The sequence below is a fragment of the Virgisporangium aliadipatigenens genome (genome assembly GCF_016863615.1).
Taxonomy (GTDB): domain Bacteria; phylum Actinomycetota; class Actinomycetes; order Mycobacteriales; family Micromonosporaceae; genus Virgisporangium; species Virgisporangium aliadipatigenens.
Window position 1 is genome coordinate 368,124 of record NZ_BOPF01000004.1, and the last position, 22,223, is coordinate 390,346.

Consider the following 22,223-nt stretch of genomic DNA (forward strand, 5'->3'; position numbering starts at 1 on the left):
GATGCGGCCCCGCCGAGCGATCCAGTACGCTCGTACTGCTTAGAGATCCCGCGAGAGGAGCGCCACGCCGATGGCCAAGATCAAGGTTGCGAACCCGGTCGTCGAGCTCGACGGTGACGAGATGACCCGGATCATCTGGAAGCAGATCCGGGAGCAGCTGATCCTGCCGTACCTCGACGTCGACCTGGAGTACTACGACCTGTCGATCCAGTACCGCGACGAGACCGACGACCAGGTGACCGTCGACGCCGCGAACGCGATCAAGCGCCACGGGGTCGGCGTCAAGTGCGCCACCATCACGCCGGACGAGGCGCGGGTCGAGGAGTTCGGCCTCAAGAAGATGTGGCGCTCGCCCAACGGCACCATCCGGAACATTCTCGGCGGCGTCGTCTTCCGCGAGCCGATCATCATGTCGAACGTGCCGCGGCTCGTACCCGGCTGGACCAAGCCCATCATCATCGGCCGTCACGCACACGGCGACCAGTACAAGGCCACCGACTTCGTGGCGCCCGGCCCCGGCACGCTGACCGTGACGTTCACACCGGACGACGGCTCCGCGCCGATGGAGTTCGAGGTCGCCAAGTTCCCCGGCGGCGGCGTGGGCATGGCCATGTACAACTACGACGACTCGATCCGCGACTTCGCGCGGGCGTCGTTCCGCTACGGCCTCGACCGTGGCTACCCGGTGTACCTGTCCACCAAGAACACCATCCTCAAGGCCTACGACGGGCGGTTCAAGGACCTGTTCGCCGAGGTCTTCGAGACGGAGTTCAAGGAGGAGTTCGCCAAGGCGGGCATCACCTACGAGCACCGGCTCATCGACGACATGGTCGCCGCCGCGCTCAAGTGGGAGGGCGGCTTCGTGTGGGCCTGCAAGAACTACGACGGTGACGTGCAGTCCGACACCGTGGCGCAGGGCTACGGCTCGCTGGGCCTGATGACCTCCGTTCTCATGGCGCCCGACGGCAAGACCGTCGAGGCCGAGGCGGCGCACGGCACGGTGACGCGGCACTACCGGCAGTGGCAGAAGGGCGAGAAGACCAGCACCAACCCGATCGCCTCGATCTTCGCCTGGACCCGGGGCATCGCCCACCGCGGCAAGCTCGACGGCACGCCGGCCGTCACCGAATTCGCCAACAAGCTGGAGCAGGTCTGCGTCGAGACGGTCGAGAGCGGCCAGATGACCAAGGACCTCGCGCTGCTCATCAGCCGCGACGCGCCGTGGCTGACCACGGACGAGTTCCTCAACGCGCTGACCGACAACCTGGCCAAGAAGCTGTCGTAGTTTTCCCGTCGACGGGCCCCGGCCGCACCTGGCCGGGGCCCGTTTGCGTCTGAGTTTGTGAGGGCAGTACGCGTTGGTGGATACTCCGCCGGTGCAAGCGATCGGGCCTTATCAGGTGCTCCGTCGGCTGGGTACCTGCCCGGCCGGCCAGGTCTGGTGGGGCGTGGACGCCTCCGGCGGATACGCCAGCATCGCCGTCCTCGAACCGGTCGTCGCCGCCGACCCGCGCTGGCGCCAGGCGTTCAGCGGGACGGCCCTCGCACTCGCGCCGCCCAACGCCGGCTCGATGATCCAGATCGCCACCGGCGACCCCAACGGGGCCGTGGCGTGGATCGCGTGCGTCGCCGACGGCGGGCCGGGCGCGGCACAGATCTTCGCGTCGCTCGGGCTGCTGTACACGGCCGACCCGATCAGCCCGGAGCCGGTCGACGCGGCGGACGCCACCCAGCGGGTCCAGTTGCGCGAGGCGCTGAGCGAACCCACCGGGCCGATGCGGATCGTCTCGACCACGCCTCCGGTGGAGTCCCTCCCGCGGGCCGAACCGGCCACCGAGGTCATCGGCGGGACCGGCGGGGCCGGCGGTTTCGGCGAGGCTACGCAGCGGGTGCCGATCGAGGCGTCCGGTGGGGTGGGCTCGGCTTCTCCCGGTGGGGTGAACTCGGGGGCGGCCGCCGTGCCGACCGCGGGGCATGCGGCGGCTTCGACATTCGGTACGTCCGGCGGGGGGTCGGCGCCGGTTCCGGGCACGGCGGCCGGTGGGGCGTCTTCCGCCGGGGCGGCTTATTCGCCGGGGCCGGGTGCGGCTTCCGGGGTGGCTCCGACGTCGGGTCCTGCCGCTGGGCATGGTGTGGCGCCGGTGTCCGGGGTGGCTCATCCCGGGGCGCACGGTCCTGCGCCCGCGTCCGGCGGTGCGCCGCACGCGCAACGTGCAGGGACGGCTGCGGCTCCCGCTTCCGACCCGGGCGCCCGGGCGGGTGGCGGCACCGATGCCCAGGGGCGGCCCGTCCCGCCGTGGGTGGCCGACGCCCCGGCCGGTCCGCCCGGTGGTGAGTGGACCCAGGTCGTCCCCACGGCGCCGGACGCGGGGTCGGCGCCGCAGTACCCGGCCGGCGGTGGGCCCGGGACGCAGGGCGCGGCCGGACAGCAGTTCGCGGCGCCGTTCGCGCAGCAGTATCAGGCACCGGCGGGTCAGCCCTATGCGGCACCGACGGGCCATCAGGTCCAGGCGCCCGCCGGGCAGCAGTATCAGGCGCCGGCGGGGCAGCAGTTTCAGGCGCCCGCGGCGCAGGCGTATCAGGCGCCGGGTGGGTCGGGGGGTCCGCAGCCGCAGCAGGGTGGTGGCTGGGACCAGGCGGTGCCGGCCGGTTCACCGGGCTGGAACTACGACGCGCTGGACGGTGGGAGTTCCATCCGGAGCGCGTATCCGCCGATCGGGCCGGTGCAACGACCGAAGAGCTTCCCCCTGGTGCCGGTCGCGATCGTGGGCGGCGCGGTGCTGCTCCTGGTGATCGTGCTGGTGGTGGCGTTCACGCTCGGGTGAGCCCGAACGCCACCGTGCAGCGCCTCAGATACCGCGGCCGCGCTTGTGCAGGGCGCTGAGGACGTTCTCGACCTTGACGACGCCCGTGGCCGCCGCGAGCGCGATGGCCGCCCTGGGCTCGCGCCAGTTCGAACGCACCGCCTGACGGGCGTACTGCAGCGCGGACTCCTTGTCGCCGTTCGCCGCTGACCAGCAGGCCAGTTGGCCGTAGACGCGGGCCGCGCCGATGTCGCTGCGCGCGATCTCGGGATGGCGTTCCATCATCCAGCGCAGGGAGGCCACCTTGGTGTCGTACTCGTAGGCGAAGTACGACGTGCGTCCCCATGCCACCCGCACGAGCGGTTCGTCGAGGTGGCGGATCGCGCCCCGCTTCGCGGCGCGCAGGAGCAGATCCCAGTCCTCGTTCTGGCTGCCGGGTGCGTCCTCGGCGACGAGTCCGAGCTGGTCGGCGTTCACGAGGGAGGAACGCCGAATCAGGAAGCTTGACGCGTGCAGCATGGCCATGCGGGAGCGCACCAGGTCGGTGACGCCCACGAGGGAGATCCCGGCGAGCCGGGGCGTGATGCGATCGGCGTACTCGACCTCCATGGCGCAGGTGCCGAACTCCGCGCCGCCGAGCGTCTCCACCTGACGCCGCAGCTTGTCCGGCGCCCACGTGTCGTCGTCGTCGCAGAAGGCCACCAGTTCGGTGTCGAGCGCGAGGATGCCGGTGTTGCGGGCACCGGCGAGGCCGGGCGTACGCCAGTTCACCAGGACCATGAGCGGTCGCTCACCGGAACGGGCGAGCATGTAGTCGGGTTCCGCCTGGTCGTAAACGATGATCATCCGCAGACGGCCCGGATAGTCCTGGATGGACACCGAGTCGATAGCGCGGGCGAGCATGGCGGGCCGGTCCCGCGTCGGGATGATCACCCCGATGGACGGCCACTCCGCTGTCACGCGGTCCTCCCGGCGAGCGGGTAGCCGTACGAGGCGAGCAGCGGAGCGGTGAGCGCCCCGACGATCCGGCGCTGCCGGACGGGCAGCGAACGCCGCCACGCCTCGTCGCGCCGCAACGGCACCGAACCGATCGTGAAGCGCATCGGGTTGCCGGCCGCGCTGTGCCCGGGGCCGAGGTCGGCCACGTAGCCCTCGCCCTCCGCGCGCAGGAACGACAGTTCCGTGGCGGACTCCTCGAGCCCCGCGAACCTGGCGAGTGACCGCAACGTCGCCTTGGGATCGGTGAGCAGCTCTTCGTACCGCACGCGGCGCACCTTCACGCCGAGCCGGCCGAGCAGGCTGAACGACGCGTTGTGCCCGTTCCACAGCAGCGCCGAACGGGCGGGCGTGTAGCGGGTCATCTGCTCGTCGGTGTCGGACTCCGGCCGCGGCACCTTCTTCGTCCAGGAGTACGCCACGCCGCGGCTGTCCCGCACGACGTGGATCACCCGCAGGTCGATGTCCTCGATGTGGCGCAGGCAGTAGGCGAGCGCGCTGTGCTTGGAGGAGTCGACCACGACCTGTGCGCCGCTGACCGCCGCGGCGGCCCGGTAGACCTTGCTGTAGTAGCCGCTGTACTCGGCGAGCCCTTTCGGCTTGGGCCCGAACGCGAGTCGCGGGATGTGCCGGGTGCGCTCGGTCGAGGCGGCGAGGGTGGAGAGCCGGTCGGGATCGATGTTCTCCCATCCGCCGAACGCCTCGACGCCCACCTTCTGCCAGAAGCCGCACTCGGAGAAGCGGTCCCCACAGCCACACCGTTCGTCGTGTCGCAGGTCCCGTTGCCACAGGTGGACAACCTCACCGAGCGGACAGACTCCGGGTAGTTGGCCGAGCAGTCGTTCCATCAGTGTCGTCCCGCTGCGGCCTAAGCCGCCCAGGAAGAGTACGCGTACCACGGACCCTCCTTGTCTCGTTCTGGTTACATAACGAGGATTGCGGGGTTTAGAGACGTTATGTCGGAATTCACGAAGATCACGCTCGCAGGGTTGGACTTCGCCGCGTTATCCGAAACCGAGGTCGTGGACCGGGTACGCGCCGCGCTCGATCGGGGCGAAGGGGGCCGGATCGCCACGCCCAACGTGGACATCCTCCGCCAGGCGGCCCGAGATCCGCAGGTCCGCGCGGACCTCGACACCGCCGACCTGCTGGTGGCCGACGGGACGCCGCTCGTCTGGGCCTCCCGCCTCGCCCGTCAACCCCTGCCGGAACGCGTCACCGGATCGGGCCTCATCTGGTCCCTCTCGGCGGGGCTTGCCCTCGACGGCCGCTCCGTGTACCTGCTCGGCGGCGAACCCGGCCCCGTCGACGAGCGCTACTCCGGCGCCGAACGCGCGGCCGAGGTCCTCGTGGACCGCTTCCCCGGGCTGCGCATCGCCGGCCACGCCAGCCCGCCGCACGGCTTCGACCGCGACGAGGAGACGTTCCGCGCCATCCTCCAACGGGTGATCCTCGCGGAGCCGGACATGGTCTTCGTCGGGCTCGGCTTCCCCAAACAGGAACGCATCATCGGACTCTTACGGCCCGAACTACCCGCGACCTGGTTCCTCGGCTGCGGTGCCGCGATCAACTTCGTCGCCGGCGACCAGACCCGCGCTCCACTGTGGATGCAGCGCGGCGGGTTGGAGTGGGTGCACCGGCTCGCCAACGAGCCCACCCGGCTCGCCGGCCGCTACCTGTGCCGCGACGCGCCCTACGCGCTGCGGCTCCTCGCCACGGCGGCGGTTGCCGGGCGGGAGCCCGGTGCGCGGGAGGAGGCCGAGCCCGCTGTCGCCGCAACTCCGGCCGGTGCGGAGTCGGGGGCGTGGATCGACGAACTGGACGAGCGCTGGCCGATCGGCGCGCCGCCGGGGAAGGGGGCGCGGGACGCCGCGGGCCGGTCGGGTGACGGGTCCTCGGAGTGGTCTGCGGAGGAGTCCGAGAGCTGGGTCGACGCCGGGTCCGGGATCGGCGGCACGGGCGTGGCGTCCGCGCGTGCCGCGTGGTCTGCGGAGGAGCCCGAGAGCTGGGCCGACGCCGGGTCCGGGATCGGCGGCGAGGTGTCCGCGCTCGCCGCCCGGGCCGAGGATGAGCGTCTTCTGTCGGCGGGCGAGGGGGCCGAGGGGCGGCCTGCGGGCACCGGCGCCGGACGGTCTGCCGATGCGCCCGCGGTTCGGGTCGCCGGGCCGGAGGAACTCCGGGTGGGGAGTGGGCGCTCGGAGCGGTTGGCCGATGAGTCGGACGAGTGGGCCGAGGAGCGGTCCGGCGATGAAACGGGCACCCGGGCCGAGGCGCGGTCCGCGGCCGGGCGGTCGGTCTGGTCCCGGGACGATTCGTCGTCGGGCGATCGGCCTGCGGCCCGGGTGGACGTGACGTTCCGGGCCGGGCGTTCGGGCTGGTCGGCGGACCTGGGTTCGGTGCCTGAGGACGAGTACACGGACTGGGCGAAGGACGGGACCTTGGCGTCGTCGGACGATCGGCCCGAGGTTCGGGTGGACGCGAGGTCCGGGGCGGGGCGTTCGGCCTGGTCCTCCGGAGTGGGTCCGGTGTCGGGGGAGGACGACGAGGACGGGTCCGGGGCCTGGAGGGAAGACGGACCTTCGGCGTCGTCGGACGAAGAGTCCCGGTTGGATGTGAGGTCCCGGTCGGGGGGTTCGGCCTGGTCGGCGGGCGCCTATTCGACGTCGGGCGACGAGGACGGGTTCGAGGCCTGGACGGAGGACGGCCCCACCGCGTGGTCCGGTGATCGGCCCGGCGCGCGGGTCGATGTGACCTTCCGGGCGGGGCGTTCGGCCTGGTCGACGGAGCCGGGTTCGGTGTCGGAGGGCGACGCCGGCGCCTGGGCGGAAAACGGACCCTCGGCATGGTCGGACGACGATCGCGGAGAGTCGGCCGAATCCGCGGACGGGCCGACGGAGGCGCTGCTGCCGGACGGACGTAAGGCGTGGTCGGGCGACGGACCCACGGGGTGGTCGGAGGACGAGCCCGCGGAGATGGCCGAATCCGCGGACGGGCCGACGGAGGCACTGCTGCCGGACCGACTTGAGGCGTGGTCGGGCTACGGCCCCACGGTGTGGTCGGAGGACGGGCACCAGGACCGGACCGAGCACGGATCCAAGGCCCGGCCGGAGCACGGACACAGGGCGTGGGCGGAAGACGAGTCCGACGACGACCGCCCGGAGGACGGACCCGGGGCCTGGGTGGAGGGCGAGCACGAGGCCTGGGCGGAGGAGGAGAGCCCCGGGACGTGGGCCGAGGGCGAGCGCCCGGCCTGGGCCGCGACTCCCAGCGCCGCCAACCCCGTGGTCAGCCTGACCCCGGACCCCCTGCCCGCCTGGGCCGACGAGGACACCGTCATCCTCCCGTGGGTCCCGACGGCCATGAGTGGTACACCAGCCACCTATCCCGAGCCGAATAGCGTGCCTGACGTACCACTCGCCCCGATCAAGGAGGCCGCGCCGGCTCGGGCCGAGACCGCCCGAGCCGAGCCCGCGCGGGCCGGGGCGGCGGCGCCAGTGGAGGCCGAGCAGCAAAACCAGAGGCAGAGCCAACGGGACCCGCGCGTCGTGGCCGCCCGCGAGAACGTCGAGGAACTCGCCGCCCGCAACTCCGCCCTGCCCAAGTTCCGGATCTCGATGTCCGCGGGTTTCGCGACCAACGACGACTTCGCGGCGGCGGGGGCGTTCGCGCCGGCGTCGGGTGCGGGTCTGCGCAAGCGGCAGGCCCCGAGCAGCGGACTGGCACTGCCCGCCGACGCGCCGCCGCCGTTCGTCCCCGCCGGGCCCGCGCCCCGCCGACGCGCTCCGGGGGAACGTCCGAGGCCCCGCCCGCGCCCGCGCTGAAACGAAGAAGGGGCCGTGTCCACAGTGGACACGGCCCCTACCTACGGAGCTCAGCGGCGCCGCGCCACGTACAGGACGTCGGTGCCCCAGCGCCACAGGCCGGGCACCCGTGCGGTCACGTCGTCGACAACCCGTGCCGCCGGCCGGCTCCAGCCCCGCCGGTACGCCCCGTCCGGGCTGAGCGCGAAGGCCCGCGCGTCGACCAGGTCGAAGCCGTGCGCGTCGAGGTGTTCGACGACCTCGGTGTGGGCCAGTTCGGAGAACCACGCCTTGCCGGCGTGCCGCCGCGCCGCGAGATGGCGCAGGGATTGACGGTTGCCGTGGTTCTCGATGACGAGCAGGCCCGCGTCGGGGTCGGGCAACGCCTTTGCCGCGAAGGCGATTCCCCGGTCCCGCACCTCCGGGGGAACGTTCAACAGGAAGCGGAACATCGTCACGAGCGCGGGACCGTCCACTGTGGCCGGTGCCGGCACGGGGCCGTTCTCGGCGACGGTGTGCAGTGTCGCGTAGACCCCCGCTTCACGCGCACTGTCCAGCATCGCCTCGGAGGTGTCGTAGCCGTGGCACTCGCGCACCAGCCCGTGCAGGAGCCGGATGGCGCGCCCGGTGCCGCAGGCGAAGTCGTGCTGCACCGGGCGCCGGCCCTTGAACGACTCGTGCACCAGCCCCCGCAGGAACGCCCGCTGGCGCGCGTTGACGTGGGTGGAGTAGCTCTCCGGTGCGTACACGACGTCGGTGTACTTGGCGACGGCGTCGACGTTCTGGAAGACCTGGGCATAATCTGCCCTCATCGGCGAACTCCCTTCAACAGGTGCAATGTGAGCGGCCGGCGCAGGAGGTATGCGCCGATCCCGAGGCAGCCGAGCCCGGCGACGCTGACGGCCGCGACTACCACGGGACCCGCCCCGAGAAGGTCGGCGACCAACGGGGGAACGCCACATGTACATGCTGTCAGGAGAAAGGCACACCGCGTGGCCGACCCGAACGGGTGCAGCCCCAACAGGTGACGGATCTGCGCCAACGGCACAAGGTTGTTCACGAGTACGGCGGATGCGAGGCCCGCGGCGGCGCCGGTCGCCCCGAAGCGCGGCACCAGCGCGAAGTCGACGACGATCATGGTGCCCAGGGCGAGCAGCACGTTGGTGAGGTTCCACCGGGTGCGGCCGGCCATCGACAGCACCATGTCGACGGTGCCGCAGGCCGTGGCGACGAGCATGGCGCCGGCGAGCAGCCACACGACCGGCCGTCCGTCCACATAGGACGGGCCGAACAGGGCGAGGTAGGCGCCCGCGTTCGCCGCGACGAGCAGGTGGATGGGCCACGTGCACAAAACCAGCCAGGCGGTCGCGTGCTGGTACAGCTGGCGCGCGCCGGGCAGGTCGTGCACGGCGAGGCGTTCGGCCAGCCGGGGCTGAACGGCCTGTGCCAGCCCGCTGTTGACGATCTGCCCGAGCACCACGTACCGGCCGGCGACGGCGTACATGGCGGCGGCGGGGAGGCTGCCCCACGCGGCGACGAGGAGCACGTCGACCCGCTGCAGGGCGAGCTGCGCCACGCTGGCGACGGCACGCGGCGCGGTGAACGCCCAGTACCGGCCGGCCGTGAAGACGTGCGCACCCGCGGGGGAGGTGTCGGCGCGGTGCACGCGGGCCAGCGCGTAGCCGGCGAGCAGCGCGGCGGGCACGTACGGGGCGGCCCACGCGGCGGCGAACACGGACGTTCCACTGTGGACGGAGAGGGTCAGCCCGCCGAGCACGAGGAGCTGGAGGGTGGGCCGCAGCAGCCGGTCCAGCATGACGGTGGGCCGCAGCGCCCGATAGCCACGCGTCGCGGCCAGCAGCGTGTCCGTCAGAACGGCGAACGGCAGGAACACGGCCATGACGCGCAGCGGCCCCGCGACGTCGTGCGGCGCGTGGCCGGCGGCGATCCCGAGCACCGCCGATCCGGCGACCGACAGCACCGCCACCGGCGACAGTCCGCAGTGGAGGCAGCGGAGCAGCTCCTGCCGGGCGCCGAGCGTGCGCAGCCGGGCCGGCCAGTACACCAGCGACGTCTGCGAACCGAGCTTCGCCACGGCGACCGCGAGCGTGAACGACGCGACGGCGGTGAAGAACGCGCCGACCCGGGCCTGGTCGCCGATGCCCCACGTGGCGAGCCACGTGGCGCCGAATCCGGCCGCCCCGGCGACCCCGGCCCCGACGAGGTTGACCAGACCGCCGCGGGCGGCCCCGCGTAGGGCGTCCGGGTCGGACTTGCCGACCGCGGGACCGGCCGGCGAAGGCACCGGCGGGGCGGCCCCCGAGGGTGCCGGCCGGGGCGCGGGCGGTGCGCCGCCCGGCGTTACAACCGCCATGACGGCGTGCGCCCCAGCCACTGCCCCAGTTCGGCGTCGAACGGCGCGAAGTGTGCCGTCAGCTCCGCCCGCAACTCGTCGCGCATGGGTGCGCGGGGCCGGGCGTTGTGCTGTTCGAACAGGGGGTAGGGGCTCTGCAGTTCGTCCGGGTAGGGCAGGCCGAGGAAGTCCAGCACCCCGTCGTAGACCGGCTTCGGATCGGCGAAGAACGCGGCGCTGTCCACCACGTGGATCCGGTCCCGCCCCACGTAACGCGCCATGCGCCGCAGGTACCGCACGTACTCGCCGCGGGCCCGGTAGGCGTGGTGCTGGTGGGCGAAGCTGTAGTGGTGCGGGTCGTCGCGCATGCGTTCGCTGACGCCGCGCAGCCGGGCCGGTTCGAGGGCGAGCGCCTTGGCGAAGTCGACCTGGGACTCGAAGCCGCGCGCCACCTCGTGCGCGTGGTGCGAGTAGGCCCGTTCGACCGGGTCCCGGACGAGCACGACGAGCTTGACGTCGGGCAGGTCGGTGGCGATCCGCCCGATCGCGTGCGGGTGGTACATGTAGTACGGGCTCGACTCGAACGTGTGCACCCGCACGCTGTGCCGGCGTTCGAGCTTGGCGGCCTGGCGCTGGCTCGGGAAGTGCGCCTGGTACCAGCGGAACCCGCGGGTGTAGCCGACGTCGAAGTAGTGCACACCCTTGTGCAGCACCGCTTTGAGGATCGTCGGGTGCGCCGCGAGCGCCCGGTACATGGAGGTGGTGCCGCAGCGCTGCCCGCCGCAGATGAGGAACGACGGGAGGATCCGCCGGGCGGCCGTCAGCTTGCCGTAGCCCCGGGATCCTATGTGGACGATCCGTTTGACCGGAGCGGGAACGTTCGACTTCATAGATCCTCCACAGTGGACAGCAGCACGGGCAGCAACCAGCGGCCGAGCACACCGAGGCGCGCGCCCGCCTCGGCCTGCCGGTCCGCCAGGTACCGCGCGGCCAGGTCGATCAGGTACAGCAGGGCGGTGAGGCGCACGGCGGACGGCGCCGTCACGCCGAACGGCGCGAGGAGAGAAGAGGCCGCGAGCAGCGTCTGCCGCACGGCCGCCGTCCCGTCGGACTGGGTGCTGATGCGCTGCTGCAGGTCGTAGTGCAGCGCGTCGAACCCCATCGGCACGCCGGTGGTGAACCGTTCCCAGTCCCACACGAGCAGTTCGCCGGCGACGGGTCGCATGTTCCACGGCGCCCAGTCGCCGTGCCAGGAGCCGAACTCCAGCCCGACGTCCCCGGCGGCGGTGCCGATCCGGCGTGCGGCGCGGCTGAGCTGGTGCCCCTCGGGATGTTCGGTGACGGCCGCCAGCCGGGTGCCGAGCGTGGCCCAGTAGGCGCTGCCGGCGAGGCGCGCCCGGGTGATGCCGCAGGAGAGGGCGACCTCCCGCATGGCCTCGGCGCAGCCGTCGGACGCGAGGGCGACGCGCGGTTCCCAGACCGGCAGCGCGCATTGGACGAGCACCTCGTGCCTGCGCCAGGTGCCGGTGTGCAGCAGGTCCGGAACTCGCACCGCGCGCAGCGTGGTGGCGCCGAGCGTGCGCAGCGCGGCCGCCTCGTCGCGGACCAGCCGGCGGGTCAGCTCGTTGGTGCCGAGCTTCACGAACGCCAGCGTGGTCCCGTCGGCGGCGAGCACCTGCACGATGGGCTTGCGGTTGGCCCGCGCCGGTCCGATGTGGACACTCAGGTACAGGTCGGTGCCGAGCACCTGCCGCAGGTACGTCTCGATGGTGTCGGTGCCGTTGTTCGCCCGCACGCGGTCGCGCAGCAGCGCGCTCGACGCGCCGGAACGCAGGGCCATGACGACCGCGTCGCGCTTGACGCGGGCCAGCCGGGACTGCGGTTCGGCGTAGCGGGCCACGGCGGCGGCGGCGATGCGCCGATCGGCGGAGGGCACGAGCAGCCGGGGCCGCCGCCGGTCCGGGATCATCAGGAACTCCGTGCCGCCGCCCGGATCCGCGCCCGGGTACAGCAGGTCCAGCACCTCCCGCACGTAGGCGGCGCGCAGGTTGGCGTCGGCCGACGACAGGCTCGCGGGTGCGGTCCTGACCGGCATTAGCTCCGCCCCCCGCCCAGGCTCGTGGCGCCGCTCCGGGCGTCGCCTTCCCTCGTCGCTCTGGTCGCTGCGCTCCCGACGCTCCTCGGTCCAGGCGACACCGCGCCACCACGATGCGGGCTCATTCATTCCCCCTCAAGGAGTTCCTCCACAGCAGGGCGTACGCGCAGAAGGTCCAGGCCAGCGGGGTGACCAGCGCGTTGTACCAGAACATCGCGACCAGGCCGGCCACGATCGCGGACGATCCGGCGATCCCGATGGCGCTGTGGTCGCGCCGGAACCGCCACAGCCCGTACAGAAAGAAGCCGAGGTACGTGGCCGTCCCGAGCAGCCCGTGGGCGAACAGCAGCTGCCACAGCTGGCCGTTGCCGCCGACGGTGAAGTTGCCGCAGCGTTCGCAACCCGCGCTCTCGCCGACGGCGATGGACTGCCGGCCGCCCATGGTGTTGCGGGTCGACCCGAACCCGATGAGCGGCGACTCGGCGGCGCCGGCGAGCGCCCGTTCGGTGAGGAACATCCGCACGCCGTTGGACTTGCCGTTGTCGAGCCGGGCGCTGACGACGTCGCCGAGCGGGGTCGCCACGAGCGCGACGGCGAGCGCCAGCGTCGCGGCGAGCACGGCCCCCAGGGCCAGGAACCGGCCGCGCACGGCCAGCCGCAGCGCCACGTACACGCCGACGACGCCGAGCCCGATCCACAGCCCCCGGTTGAGCGAGTGCACGACCGGGATCGCGCTCAGCGCCAGCACCACACCCGCGAGCGAACGGCGGGTGCGCGACAGCCCGCCCCAGTGCCACGCGACGAACCACACGACGAGCAGCACGAAGTTGTTGCCCCAGGTGTTCGTGTAGCCCCACGGGGCCGCCGGGCGCGGCATCGGGTCGCCGAGCAGGTCCATCACCTGCGCCGCCGACGGGTGCACCAGCGACTTGACGAACCCGGTCTTCGCGACGTGCTTCGGCAGCAGCATCTCCACCGGCGAGGTGAACTCGAAGTGCCCCGCGAAGGTGCCCAACAGTCCACCGAGGACGGTCACCACGAACAGCCACGACAGCAGCCGCACCAGCGGCCGCCCGACGAGCCCGCGCTGGTTCCCCGCGTAGACCAGGAGGATCGTCATGGCGACGTACTGCACGAGCCGGTAGCTGACCGCGACCATGCGGCTCGCGGCGGAACTCGACACGGCACCCTCGGGTTCCGCGCCGAGCGCGGCGACGCCGACGACCACCACCGCCAGGAAGCACAGCCACAGCGCGAAGCCGGGCGGCAGCTCGATCCGCCGGCCCGCCCGGTGCTGGCGGACCAGCGCGACGATCATCAGCGGCGCGATGAGCGGGAAGATGAGCACGCCGAGCCCGAGCGCCCACCAGACCGGGTAGCCGAGCATGGTGACGGCCAGCAGCCGCCCCTTGCCGTCGGGCACCCTGTCTTTCGAAGACGGAGCCTTCGCGGGCGCGGTGGGATCGACCTGAATAGCGGTCACTGCTCGGTCGGCGCGGGATCGGTGCCGCGCGGCTTCTCCTGCCGCTGCACGCCCTTGGCGAGCTGCAGCCGCTGGGCCTTCGGGCGTTCGACGCGCTGGACGGGGGCCTCGGGCGTCTCGGTGTCGCGGGCGGGCTTGTCGCCGCGGACGGGGCGCTGCGGGCGCCGCGCGCGCCGGCGTTCGATGCCGTTCATGTCGATGCCGGTCAGCGCGAGGACGGCGGTGTCCACCCCGTCGGTCTTGATCGGTGGGGTGGTGGGCGCCTCGACCGTCTCGGCGCCCGCGCGGGAGCGGCCGGCCAGCGGCAGGATGAGCGTCTCGGCGTCCCGGGTGTCGGGCAGCTCGTCGACGTACTCGCCGTATTCGGGCGCCTCGTCGAGTTCCTCGTCGAACTCGTCCTCGACCGGCTGGGCCGGCGCGGGTGGCGGCTCGTCGCGGCCGCGGGTCAGGCGGGGCAGCACGACGGCACCGAGCAGCGGGGTGCCGACCCGGCGCAGCTGCTCGGCGGCGTCGGCGACGTCGGCGTAGCGGGTGCGGCGCAGTTCGACCGCCACAAGGGCGAGATCGGCGAGGCTGGCGACGCTCTGCGCGTCGGCGCTGGCGGAGGTGGCCGGCGCCTCGATGACCACGTACTCGGCCTCGCGGCGCAGGGCGGCGAGCACCTCGCGGAGGGTCTGGGTCTGGAGGAGCCCGCCGGCGCTGGCCGTGCCGCCGGTGGTGATGACCGTCAGGCGCGGCTGGCGCGGGGCGCGCTGCACGGCGCGGGAGAGGCTGACCCGGCCGGCGAGCACGTCCGACAGGCCCGGGTCGGCCTTGACGCCGAGCAGCTTCGTGACCGGCGCCAGGTCCGACGCGCTGTCCGGCAGGTGCGCGCTGACCAGCACGGTCTGCCCGCCGGTGCGCGCGAACGCCGCCGCGAGGTTCGCCGCCACCACGGTCGACACGGAGCCGCGGCTGGCCCCGGCGACGACGATGACCCGGCCCTGGCGCCCGCGTTCGATGCCGGCGCCGGCGACCACCTCGTTGCGCAGCCGGTTGAACAGCCGCCCCCCGAGCCCGAACGGCGGGAAGACGTCGTCGAGGCGCGGCCGCACCTTCACCGGCAGCGCGGCGAGCACCGGAACGTCGCACCGCCGGGTGACGTCGCCGGGGCGGCGCACCCGCCGGTCGAGGCGTTCGCGCACGACGGCGGCGATGACGCCGAGCAGGAGGCCGACGGCGGCGCCGCTGCCCAGGTTCAGCGGGAGAACGGGCTTGCTCGGCCGGTCCGGCAGCTTCGCGTCACGAATGATCTTGCCGGCGCTCACGGTCGTCGTGGTGAGCTGGTTCAGCCGCGTGGCGAGCGTGTTGACCTGCGCCGCCAGGTTGGAACGCTGGCTCTCCAGGCTCGGCCGTTCGCCGCTGTTGGCCGGCAGGGTCGCGAGCTTCTGGTTGATCGGCGTCAGCTGCGCGTTGAGCTGCTTCAGCTTGGTGTCGACCGAGGCGATCTGGCCCTGGAGCTCGCCCTCTGCGGTCTGTTCCCGGTTGGCCAGGTACGCCTCCGCGAACGCGTGCGAGCCGGCCTGGGCCACCTGCGGGTTCGCGGCCCGGTAGGTGATCACCAGGACGCTGGTGTTCGGCGGCACCTCGACGGCCACGTTCGCGGCCAGCGAGTCCGGCGGAGCCGTGCTGCGCAGCGCCTTCGCGGCCTCCGTGGCGACCGCGGTCGAACGCACCAGCTGCGCCTCGGTGTCGAGGTTGATCTCGCCCTTGGTGCGCCCGCCGGAGACGTTCGTGTCCTGTCCGGCACCGGTCGGCTGCACCAGCACCGACGTGTTCGACTCGTACACCTTCGGCTGCTGCGCGGTGTACTCCCAGCCGCCCATCACCCCGAAGGCGGTGAGCAGCACGACGATCCACCAGTGCCGGCGCACCATGCCCAGAAGATCGGACACGTCGTACGTCGTTGAGTCCACCGCCACCCCTCCGCGTTCGGCGCAGCCGGCGCGGTGGCCGTCCGCGGCGGGCGGCCGGCAGCCGCCCCGAAGGGCTAACGCGGTCCAGCGGAGGGACGTAACGGACAGACTGTGAGGGTTAAACCTCCACGGGTGTTTCCGCGGGTTGACGCGGCTCGATCCAGCCGCTCGCGCCGAGGTGGCGCAGCACGGCGTTCACGGCCTCGGTGGGGGTGATGCGGCTCGTGTCGAGCACCAGGTCGGCGTCGGTGGGTACCTCGTACGGGTCGTCGATGCCGGTCATCCCGGTCAGCTGGCCGGCGCGGGCCTTCGCGTACAGGCCCTTGCGGTCGCGGCGTTCGCACTCGGCGAGCGGTGTCGACACGTACACCAGCACGAACCCGGCACCCGTGGCGCGCGCGAACTCCCGCGCCGCGCGCCGGGCCGACTCGTAGGGCGCGATCGGGCAGCAGACGGCGAGGCCGCCGTGCCGGGCCACCTCGGCGGCGACCCAGCCGATGCGGCGCACGTTCGTGTCCCGGTCGGCGGCCGAGAAGCCGAGCCCCGCGGAGAGGTGGCGGCGCACCACGTCGCCGTCGAGCAGCGTCACCGAACGCTCGCCGCTCTCCAGCAGCGACGCCACGAGCCCGCGGGCCACCGTCGACTTGCCGGAGCCGGAAAGGCCGGTGAAGAAGACGACGAGGCCGCGGGAGCGGCGCGGTGGGCGTTCGCGGGCCAGCTCGCGGGCGACCGCCGGCGGCGTGTGCCACTCCGGCAGCGGCGCGCCGCGGTCGAGGAGGTCGGTCATCTCGGCCTGCGTGAGCGGCAGGCGGCGGTGCCGCGGGGGGATGTCGTCGCGGGATCGCCACTGTCCGTCGCGCGAGTCATAAGCCAGTTCCCGGGGAACGAGGACACGCAGGCCGCCCCCCGACAGCATGGAACCGCCGGTCGCGAGCAGGTGGGTGACCCCGTACGCGGCCGCGACGCGGGCGCGCAGGAGCGCGTCGCGGATCTCGTCGCCGTGCGGGACGACCGGCACGGCGATGATCGTGGCCGGGGGCATCCGGTCGCGGGCGGCGAGCACGCAGCGCACCAGCGACTCGGCCGACACGCCGTCCTGGGTCGGCCCGCCCACCGGGATCATCACGAGCAGGTGGCCGGCGAGGGTGCGCGCCGCGTGCGCCAACTGGGCCAACTGCGGCCGGTGCAGCGGCCGGTCGGCGAAGACCCCGAGGACCCGGCCGGGCGGCAGCAGCTCGCGCACCTCTTCCGGGTTGCGTCGCAGCTTGCGGAACGCCCCGTGCCCCCCGTCGCCGAGCCGGCGCACCCGCCCGCCGACGCCCACGCCCTCGTCGCGGGTCTGCCACGTCTCCACGACGTCGAGCGCCGCCACGGGTGCGCCCTCGAGGTCGGTGAGCACGAGCACCCGGCGTAACGGGTTGTTGATGTCCAGCTGGGCGACGACGGTGTGCGGCACGTCCAGGGTCACCGGCACCGGCCACGGCGACCCGTCGACCAGCCGTCCCGTGCGGGCGAGGCTGGCCAGGTCGGCTCTGCCGAGGAACCCGGTCAGCGGCGCGTAGGCGCCGGAGAGCAGCAGTTCCAGGTCGGCGAGCTCGTGGGGACGTGGTGTGTAGGTCGGCGCGTCGCGCAGGACGCCCTCGGGGAGCACCCAGCCGTTGGTCATGGGGAGCAAGTCTTCCAGCCCGCTGTGTGGGCGTCATCTCAGGGCCAAGGCGCGGAGCCGCCCGGATTCCACTTTTACCGGCAGCCGCACTGACGATGGGCGGTTGCGACGAGGGTGCTGCCTGATGGAGGTGTGTGGCGTGACCGGCTGGCTGGCCGACCGACGGATCCGGACCAAGATCCTGCTCACGATCGGGGTGATGGCGCTCTCCGCGCTGTTCACCGGCGTGCTGGCGCTGACCCGGATGGCCGCGATGGACCGCGAGGTGGCCGAACTGCGCGCCGAGAACGTTCAGGACGTGCTGCTGCTCAGCGACATCCGCGGCGCCCAGTCGATGATCAACCACTTCGCCGCGCTGCGGTTGAACGCCCCGACCGACCCCGCCGTGCAGGCCACCGCCGACCAGGGCGCGGCGGCCGCGGTCAAGCAGCTCAACGCCCTGCTCGACACGTACGCCGCCGAATCCGAACCGCCGGAGATCCAGCGGGAGATCGAGCGCTTCAAGACCCTGTGGCAGCAGTTCAACACCGGCGTGCAGAACGCCTCGGCGGGCCGCCCGCCCGGGATCGACTTCAACGCCGTGATGGAGGGCATGGAGGAGGCCGTCACCAACCTCTCGCGGGCGGAGGCGGCCGAGGTGGACGCCGCCGTCGCCGAGGCGCACGACGATTACGCCACCGCGCGGACCCAGGTGCTGGTGGCGCTGGTGCTGGGGCTGCTGGCCGCCGTCGGACTGGCGCTGCTGATCGCCGCTTCGATCACCGGCCGGCTGCGTCCGGTGATCGCCGCGATGGACGCGATGGCGGCCGGCGACCTGTCGGTCGGTGCCGACGTGAGCGGCCGGGACGAGGTGGGCGCCATGGCCACCGCGGTGAACCGCGCGACGGCCGGCGTGCGGGAGACCGTCGCCGCCCTGAAACACAGCGCCGACCTGGTGGCCCGCAGCTCCGCGCAGCTCGACTCGGTGACCGCCGGCGTCGTCGCCAGCGCGCAGACGGTCTCCCGGCGGGCCGACGCGGCGGATCGCACCGCCTCGCAGGTGTCGGAGAACGTGCAGACCGTCGCGACGGCGTCCCAGGAGATGGCCGCGTCGATCGGCGAGATCGCCCGCAACGCCAGCGACGGCGCGCGCGTCGCCGAGCAGGCGGTGTCGATGGTGAACGCGACCAACCGGACGGTCGCGCAGCTCGGCGACTCGTCGGCGGAGATCGGCAACGTCATCAAGGTGATCACCTCGATCGCCGAGCAGACCAACCTGCTCGCCCTCAACGCCACCATCGAGGCGGCCCGGGCGGGGGAGTCCGGCAAGGGCTTCGCCGTGGTGGCCGGCGAGGTGAAGGAACTGGCCCAGGAGACCGCCCGCGCCACCGAGGACATCGCCCGGCGGGTGCAGGCGATCCAGGCCGACACGGGCAGCGCGGTCGCCGCGATCGGCGAGATCAGTCAGATCATCGGGCGGATCAGCGACTACCAGACGTCGATCGCGTCGGCCGTCGACCAGCAGACGGCGACGACCGGCGAGATGACCCGCAACGTGGCCTCGGCCGCCGAGGGCGCCACCAGCATCGCCGGAACGATCGTGGAGGTGGCCGCGGCGGCCGAGGAGACCAGTCGCACCGTCGACGCCGGTCAGCGCGCCAGTCGCGAGCTGGCCGAACTCTCCGGCGACCTGCAGCGGCTGGTGGCGAGGTTCGTCTACTGAGCGGGGGACGCGGCGGGCGTCAGGCGAGGGCGGCGGCGCCGAAGCTGACCGAGAAGCGCTTGCACCAGATCGTCACGCTGCGCAGTGAATCAAGGTCGGCCGAGGCGGGGATGTCGTATACCTGATTCCCCTTGTTGCCCTTGAGCTTCCCCAGCTCGACCCATTTGCCGTCGTCGAACACCGTCCACCCGGCGGTGCCCTGCTTCACCGGCTGGTCACTGAGCCATACCCGCAGGTCGGGCCCGTTGGAGGTGTCGAGGTCGGCGATCTCCAGGGTGCGGCTGCCGTCCGGCTGGACCACGACCCGCGCCGATCCGCTGGTGTCGTGCTCGTGCGTGATGAACTCACCCTTGAGGAGTACCCGCGGCCCGGCCGGCGGAGCGGCGGCGGTGGCGCTTCCCGACGGCGCCCCCGGCGTCGCCGGCGCGGTGGCCGCGGGCGGAACGGCCGCCAGCGGATCGTCCGCGGTCTCGTTCGTCACGAGTTTCCAGGGCTGGAACCAGTACAGCCCGAACGCGACGACCACAGCCGCCACCGATGCGATCCCGACCCAGAACAGAGGCTTCCTCAACACAAGCCAAGTGAACCGGATCGGGACCACCGACGACCCTTACAGCATCGTTACCCTGTGTTGCGCATCCCGGCGGCGATGCCGTTCACGGTGGTCAGCAGGGCGCGCTGCAACGCGGGGTCGCCGTCGGCGCGCGGGTCGTGCTCGGCGCGGTACCTCGCCAGCAGCGCCACCTGCAGATGGTGCAACGGCTGCAGGTAGCTGTCCCGGACGGCGAGCGTGCGCCCCAGCACCGGCTGCCGTTCGAGGAACTCCGACTCGCCGGTGACCGCGAGCAGTTCGCGCTTGGTCAGCTCGAACTCCTCCTTGATCGTGTCGAAGATCGGCTGCAACGGCTCGGGTACCAGCTCGCTGACGTAACGCGCCGCGATGTCGAGATCGGTCTTCGTGAGCATCATTTCGACGTTCGACACGAAGGTCTGGAAGAAGAACCAGCGCTCGTGCATCTCGGCCAGCTGGTCGGTGAGCCCGGCGGCCCGCGCGGCGGCGAGCCCGCTGCCCACCCCGAACCAGCCGGGGATGATCTGCCGGGTCTGCGTCCAGCCGAAGACCCACGGAATGGCGCGCAGCCCGCCGAGGCCGGCGCCGGTGTCGGGCCGCTTCGCCGGCCGGGAGCCGATGTTCAGCGCGCCGAGCAGCTCCGTCGGCGTGGAGGCCCAGAAGTAGGCGGGCAGGTCCGGGTTCTCCACGAGTGAGCGGTAGCGCTTGTAGGCGGCGTCGGAGACGGTGGTCATCGTCGCGTCCCAGCGCTCCAGCGCCTCGGCCGGCAGGCGCGGTTCGGTGTGCAGCAGCGCGCTCTGCAGGACCGCCGCGACGGTCAGTTCGAGGTTGTCCCGCGCGAGGCTCGGCAGCGTGTACTTGTCCGAGATCACCTCGCCCTGCTCGGTCACCTTGATCGCGCCGTCGAGGGTGCCCCACGGCTGCGCCAGGATCGCCTCGTGGGTGGGGCCGCCGCCGCGCCCGACCGTGCCGCCGCGGCCGTGGAAGAGCCGCAGTCGCACGCCGTGCCGGGCGGCGACGTCGCGCAGCGCCCGCTGGGCCCGGTGGATCGACCACTGCGAGGTGGTGATCCCGGCCTCCTTGTTGGAGTCCGAGTAGCCGAGCATCACCTCCTGAACGTCGCCGCGCGCCCGCACCACCGCCCGGTAGGCGGGGATGTTCAGCAGGTGATCGAGCAGGGAGTCGGCGGCGTTCAGCTCGGCGACGGTCTCCAGCAGCGGCACGAACCCGATCCGCGCCGTCCCGGCCGCCACGTCGACCAGCCCCGCCTCGCGGGCCAGCACGACCGGGGCGAGCAGGTCGTCGACGCCCTGCGTCATGGAGACGATGTAGGACTCGACCACCTCCGGCCCGAAGCGCTCCTGCGCGTGGCGGATCGTGCGGAACACCTCGAACGTCTTCGACGCGGCCGCCGAGAGCGGGGTGTCCCTCGTGGACAGTGGCCGCCGGCTGTCCAGTTCGCGGGTCAGGGTCTCCAGGCGACCGGCCCGGTCGAGCTTGGCGTAGTCGACCTCGCCGACCCGGCGGTACATCTGGGACAGCACCTCGTGGTGCGCGTCGGCGTGCTCCCGTACGTCGAGGGTCGCCAGGTGCAGCCCGAACGCGGAGAGCGTGCGGATCACCGACGCCAGCCGTCCGGTGGCGGTGAGCGCGCCGCCGTTGCGGGCCAGGGAGGCGCGCATCAGTTCGAGGTCGGCGATGAGGCCGTGGGTGCCGAGGTAGTCCCGGCCGGGCTTGTGCTCGGTGCCGTTCGCGAGGCGTTCGCGGGTGTTCTCCAGCTTGAGCCGGATGCAGCGGGCCTTCATGCGGTACGGCTCCTCGGCGTTGACCCGCCGGAAGCGTTCGCTCATCTCGGGCAGCTTGTCGAGGTCGGCGGCGAGGCTGGCGGCGAGGTCGAGCGAGACGCCACGGATGCGCCGGGACACGGACAGCTCGTCGATGATCTTGTCGATCATGGCTTCGGCGGCGCGCAGCCCGTGCTCGTGCGCCATCAGCAGAACGTCCCGCGTGACGGCCGGCGTCACGTACGGGTTGCCGTCCCGGTCGCCCCCGATCCACGTGCCGAACGTCAGCGGCCGCGCCGTCGGCGACAGCGGAACTCCCAGGTCGGCCAGGGTCTCGGCGAGATCGGTCAGCACCCGGGGAGCCGTCGTGGTGGCCAGGTCGGCCAGGTAGTAGACGGCGTTGCGGGCCTCGTCGGTCGGCTCGGGGCGTTCCAGGCGCAGCTCGTCGGTCTGCCACAGGAGGTCGATCAGCTCGGCGAGCCGCCGGTCGGCCCGGGCGCGGTCGGCCCACCCGTCGACCGCCTGCGCGGTGGCCTCCTTCTCCAGCACACCCGCCACGGCACGCAGCTTCGTCAGGATCGAACGCCGCGCCGCCTCGGTCGGGTGCGCGGTGAAGACGGGGCGGATGGCGAGGCGGCCGATGGCGGCGCTCACCTCGCGCACGCCGACGCCCCGGTCGGCGATGAGCTTCGCCGCGCGGTCCAGCCACCCGCCGGACTGGCCGCGGTCGCGGCGCAGGTCCCGGGCGCGGTGCACCTGCTCGGTGATGTTCGCCAGGTGGAAGTAGGTCGAGAAGGCGCGCGCGAGGAGAGTCCCCGTCGGCACGTCGAGGGCCGCGAGCCGATGTGCGGCAGCGTCGCCGTCGGTGCGGACCAGGACCCGGATCTGCTCCACCAGTTCGAGCATCGCCGGGCCTTCCTGGCGGCTCAGGCACTCGCCGAGCAGCGTTCCCAGGCGGCGGATGTCGGATCGGAGAGCGGCGTCGAAGTCAGCGTCCACGCTCGGGATGCTAGT

The 22,223-nt window shown here is 72.7% G+C and carries 15 protein-coding genes; 4 read left to right on the forward strand and 11 right to left on the reverse strand.

The genetic code is table 11. The annotated features are described in order from the left end of the window. The first annotated feature begins 70 nt into the window (after nucleotides 1–70). Both Val02_RS08330 and Val02_RS08335 read left to right on the forward strand, forming a co-directional pair. On the forward strand, nucleotides 71–1,285 hold the full coding sequence (locus tag Val02_RS08330; RefSeq protein ID WP_203898322.1) for an NADP-dependent isocitrate dehydrogenase: 1,215 nt from the start codon (nucleotides 71–73) through the stop codon (nucleotides 1,283–1,285). A 91-nt stretch (nucleotides 1,286–1,376) separates the two neighbouring features. Next, entirely contained in the window at nucleotides 1,377–2,825 is a 1,449-nt protein-coding gene (locus Val02_RS08335; protein ID WP_203898323.1) for a hypothetical protein, read from the forward strand. 24 nt (nucleotides 2,826–2,849) lie between these two features. On the opposite strand, the gene Val02_RS47200 is transcribed toward Val02_RS08335, so the two are convergent. Next, nucleotides 2,850–3,764 (reverse strand): glycosyltransferase family 2 protein, encoded by a 915-nt coding sequence (locus Val02_RS47200; protein WP_275415556.1) that lies wholly within the window; start codon nucleotides 3,762–3,764, stop codon nucleotides 2,850–2,852. Continuing rightward, the gene (locus Val02_RS47205) at nucleotides 3,761–4,699 is read right to left on the reverse strand and encodes a sulfotransferase family protein (RefSeq protein WP_239152557.1); all 939 of its coding nucleotides are present in this window, start codon (nucleotides 4,697–4,699) and stop codon (nucleotides 3,761–3,763) included. The genes Val02_RS47200 and Val02_RS47205 overlap by 4 nt, the downstream gene beginning before the upstream one ends. A 57-nt stretch (nucleotides 4,700–4,756) precedes the next feature. Between Val02_RS47205 and Val02_RS08345 the strand changes: the two genes are divergently transcribed. Then, nucleotides 4,757–7,621: a WecB/TagA/CpsF family glycosyltransferase gene (locus tag Val02_RS08345; RefSeq protein ID WP_203898325.1), complete on the forward strand. Its 2,865-nt coding sequence runs from the start codon at nucleotides 4,757–4,759 to the stop codon at nucleotides 7,619–7,621. A 50-nt stretch (nucleotides 7,622–7,671) separates the two neighbouring features. Here the strand turns inward: Val02_RS08345 and Val02_RS08350 are convergent, their stop codons facing one another. From Val02_RS08350 to cysC, 7 genes are all read right to left on the reverse strand, one after another. Then, nucleotides 7,672–8,412, reverse strand: coding sequence for a class I SAM-dependent methyltransferase (locus Val02_RS08350; RefSeq protein ID WP_203898326.1), 741 nt, complete (start codon nucleotides 8,410–8,412; stop codon nucleotides 7,672–7,674). Further along, a complete protein-coding gene (locus Val02_RS08355; RefSeq protein WP_203898327.1) occupies nucleotides 8,409–9,974 on the reverse strand; it encodes a lipopolysaccharide biosynthesis protein in 1,566 nt (521 codons plus the stop codon). Before Val02_RS08355 ends, Val02_RS08350 begins: the two co-directional genes overlap by 4 nt. After that, nucleotides 9,962–10,843 carry a sulfotransferase family protein gene (locus tag Val02_RS08360; RefSeq protein WP_203898328.1) on the reverse strand — a complete coding sequence of 294 codons (882 nt, stop codon included), beginning with the start codon at nucleotides 10,841–10,843 and terminating at the stop codon, nucleotides 9,962–9,964. The genes Val02_RS08355 and Val02_RS08360 overlap by 13 nt, the downstream gene beginning before the upstream one ends. Then, entirely contained in the window at nucleotides 10,840–12,048 is a 1,209-nt protein-coding gene (locus Val02_RS08365) for a hypothetical protein (RefSeq protein WP_203898329.1), read from the reverse strand. Before Val02_RS08365 ends, Val02_RS08360 begins: the two co-directional genes overlap by 4 nt. A gap of 121 nt (nucleotides 12,049–12,169) precedes the next feature. After that, nucleotides 12,170–13,471: an O-antigen ligase family protein gene (locus Val02_RS08370; protein ID WP_239152559.1), complete on the reverse strand. Its 1,302-nt coding sequence runs from the start codon at nucleotides 13,469–13,471 to the stop codon at nucleotides 12,170–12,172. A 56-nt stretch (nucleotides 13,472–13,527) separates the two neighbouring features. Then, nucleotides 13,528–15,486, reverse strand: a complete 1,959-nt coding sequence (locus tag Val02_RS08375) for a Wzz/FepE/Etk N-terminal domain-containing protein (RefSeq protein ID WP_239152561.1) — start codon at nucleotides 15,484–15,486, stop codon at nucleotides 13,528–13,530. 118 nt (nucleotides 15,487–15,604) lie between these two features. Further along, nucleotides 15,605–17,152: an adenylyl-sulfate kinase gene (gene cysC / locus Val02_RS08380; RefSeq protein ID WP_203898330.1), complete on the reverse strand. Its 1,548-nt coding sequence runs from the start codon at nucleotides 17,150–17,152 to the stop codon at nucleotides 15,605–15,607. Nucleotides 17,153–17,291: 139 nt separating this feature from the next. Between cysC and Val02_RS08385 the strand changes: the two genes are divergently transcribed. Next, a complete protein-coding gene (locus Val02_RS08385) occupies nucleotides 17,292–18,854 on the forward strand; it encodes a methyl-accepting chemotaxis protein (RefSeq protein ID WP_203898331.1) in 1,563 nt (520 codons plus the stop codon). Between the two features lie 19 nt (nucleotides 18,855–18,873). Here the strand turns inward: Val02_RS08385 and Val02_RS08390 are convergent, their stop codons facing one another. Further along, nucleotides 18,874–19,446: a DM13 domain-containing protein gene (locus Val02_RS08390; protein WP_373317873.1), complete on the reverse strand. Its 573-nt coding sequence runs from the start codon at nucleotides 19,444–19,446 to the stop codon at nucleotides 18,874–18,876. 29 nt (nucleotides 19,447–19,475) lie between these two features. Then, nucleotides 19,476–22,208, reverse strand: coding sequence for a phosphoenolpyruvate carboxylase (gene ppc / locus Val02_RS08395; RefSeq protein ID WP_373317870.1), 2,733 nt, complete (start codon nucleotides 22,206–22,208; stop codon nucleotides 19,476–19,478). Nucleotides 22,209–22,223 lie beyond the last annotated feature (15 nt).

What these genes read in the sequence shown, in the direction of transcription:
- Val02_RS08350 (WP_203898326.1), bottom strand. Translation starts at nt 8,412, where the DNA reads ATGAGGGCAGATTATGCCCAGGTCTTCCAGAACGTCGACGCCGTCGCC.
- Val02_RS08355 (WP_203898327.1), bottom strand. Translation starts at nt 9,974, where the DNA reads ATGGCGGTTGTAACGCCGGGCGGCGCACCGCCCGCGCCCCGGCCGGCA.
- Val02_RS08365 (WP_203898329.1), bottom strand. Translation starts at nt 12,048, where the DNA reads ATGCCGGTCAGGACCGCACCCGCGAGCCTGTCGTCGGCCGACGCCAAC.
- Val02_RS08330 (WP_203898322.1), top strand. Translation starts at nt 71, where the DNA reads ATGGCCAAGATCAAGGTTGCGAACCCGGTCGTCGAGCTCGACGGTGAC.
- Val02_RS08360 (WP_203898328.1), bottom strand. Translation starts at nt 10,843, where the DNA reads ATGAAGTCGAACGTTCCCGCTCCGGTCAAACGGATCGTCCACATAGGA.
- Val02_RS08345 (WP_203898325.1), top strand. Translation starts at nt 4,757, where the DNA reads ATGTCGGAATTCACGAAGATCACGCTCGCAGGGTTGGACTTCGCCGCG.
- cysC (WP_203898330.1), bottom strand. Translation starts at nt 17,152, where the DNA reads ATGACCAACGGCTGGGTGCTCCCCGAGGGCGTCCTGCGCGACGCGCCG.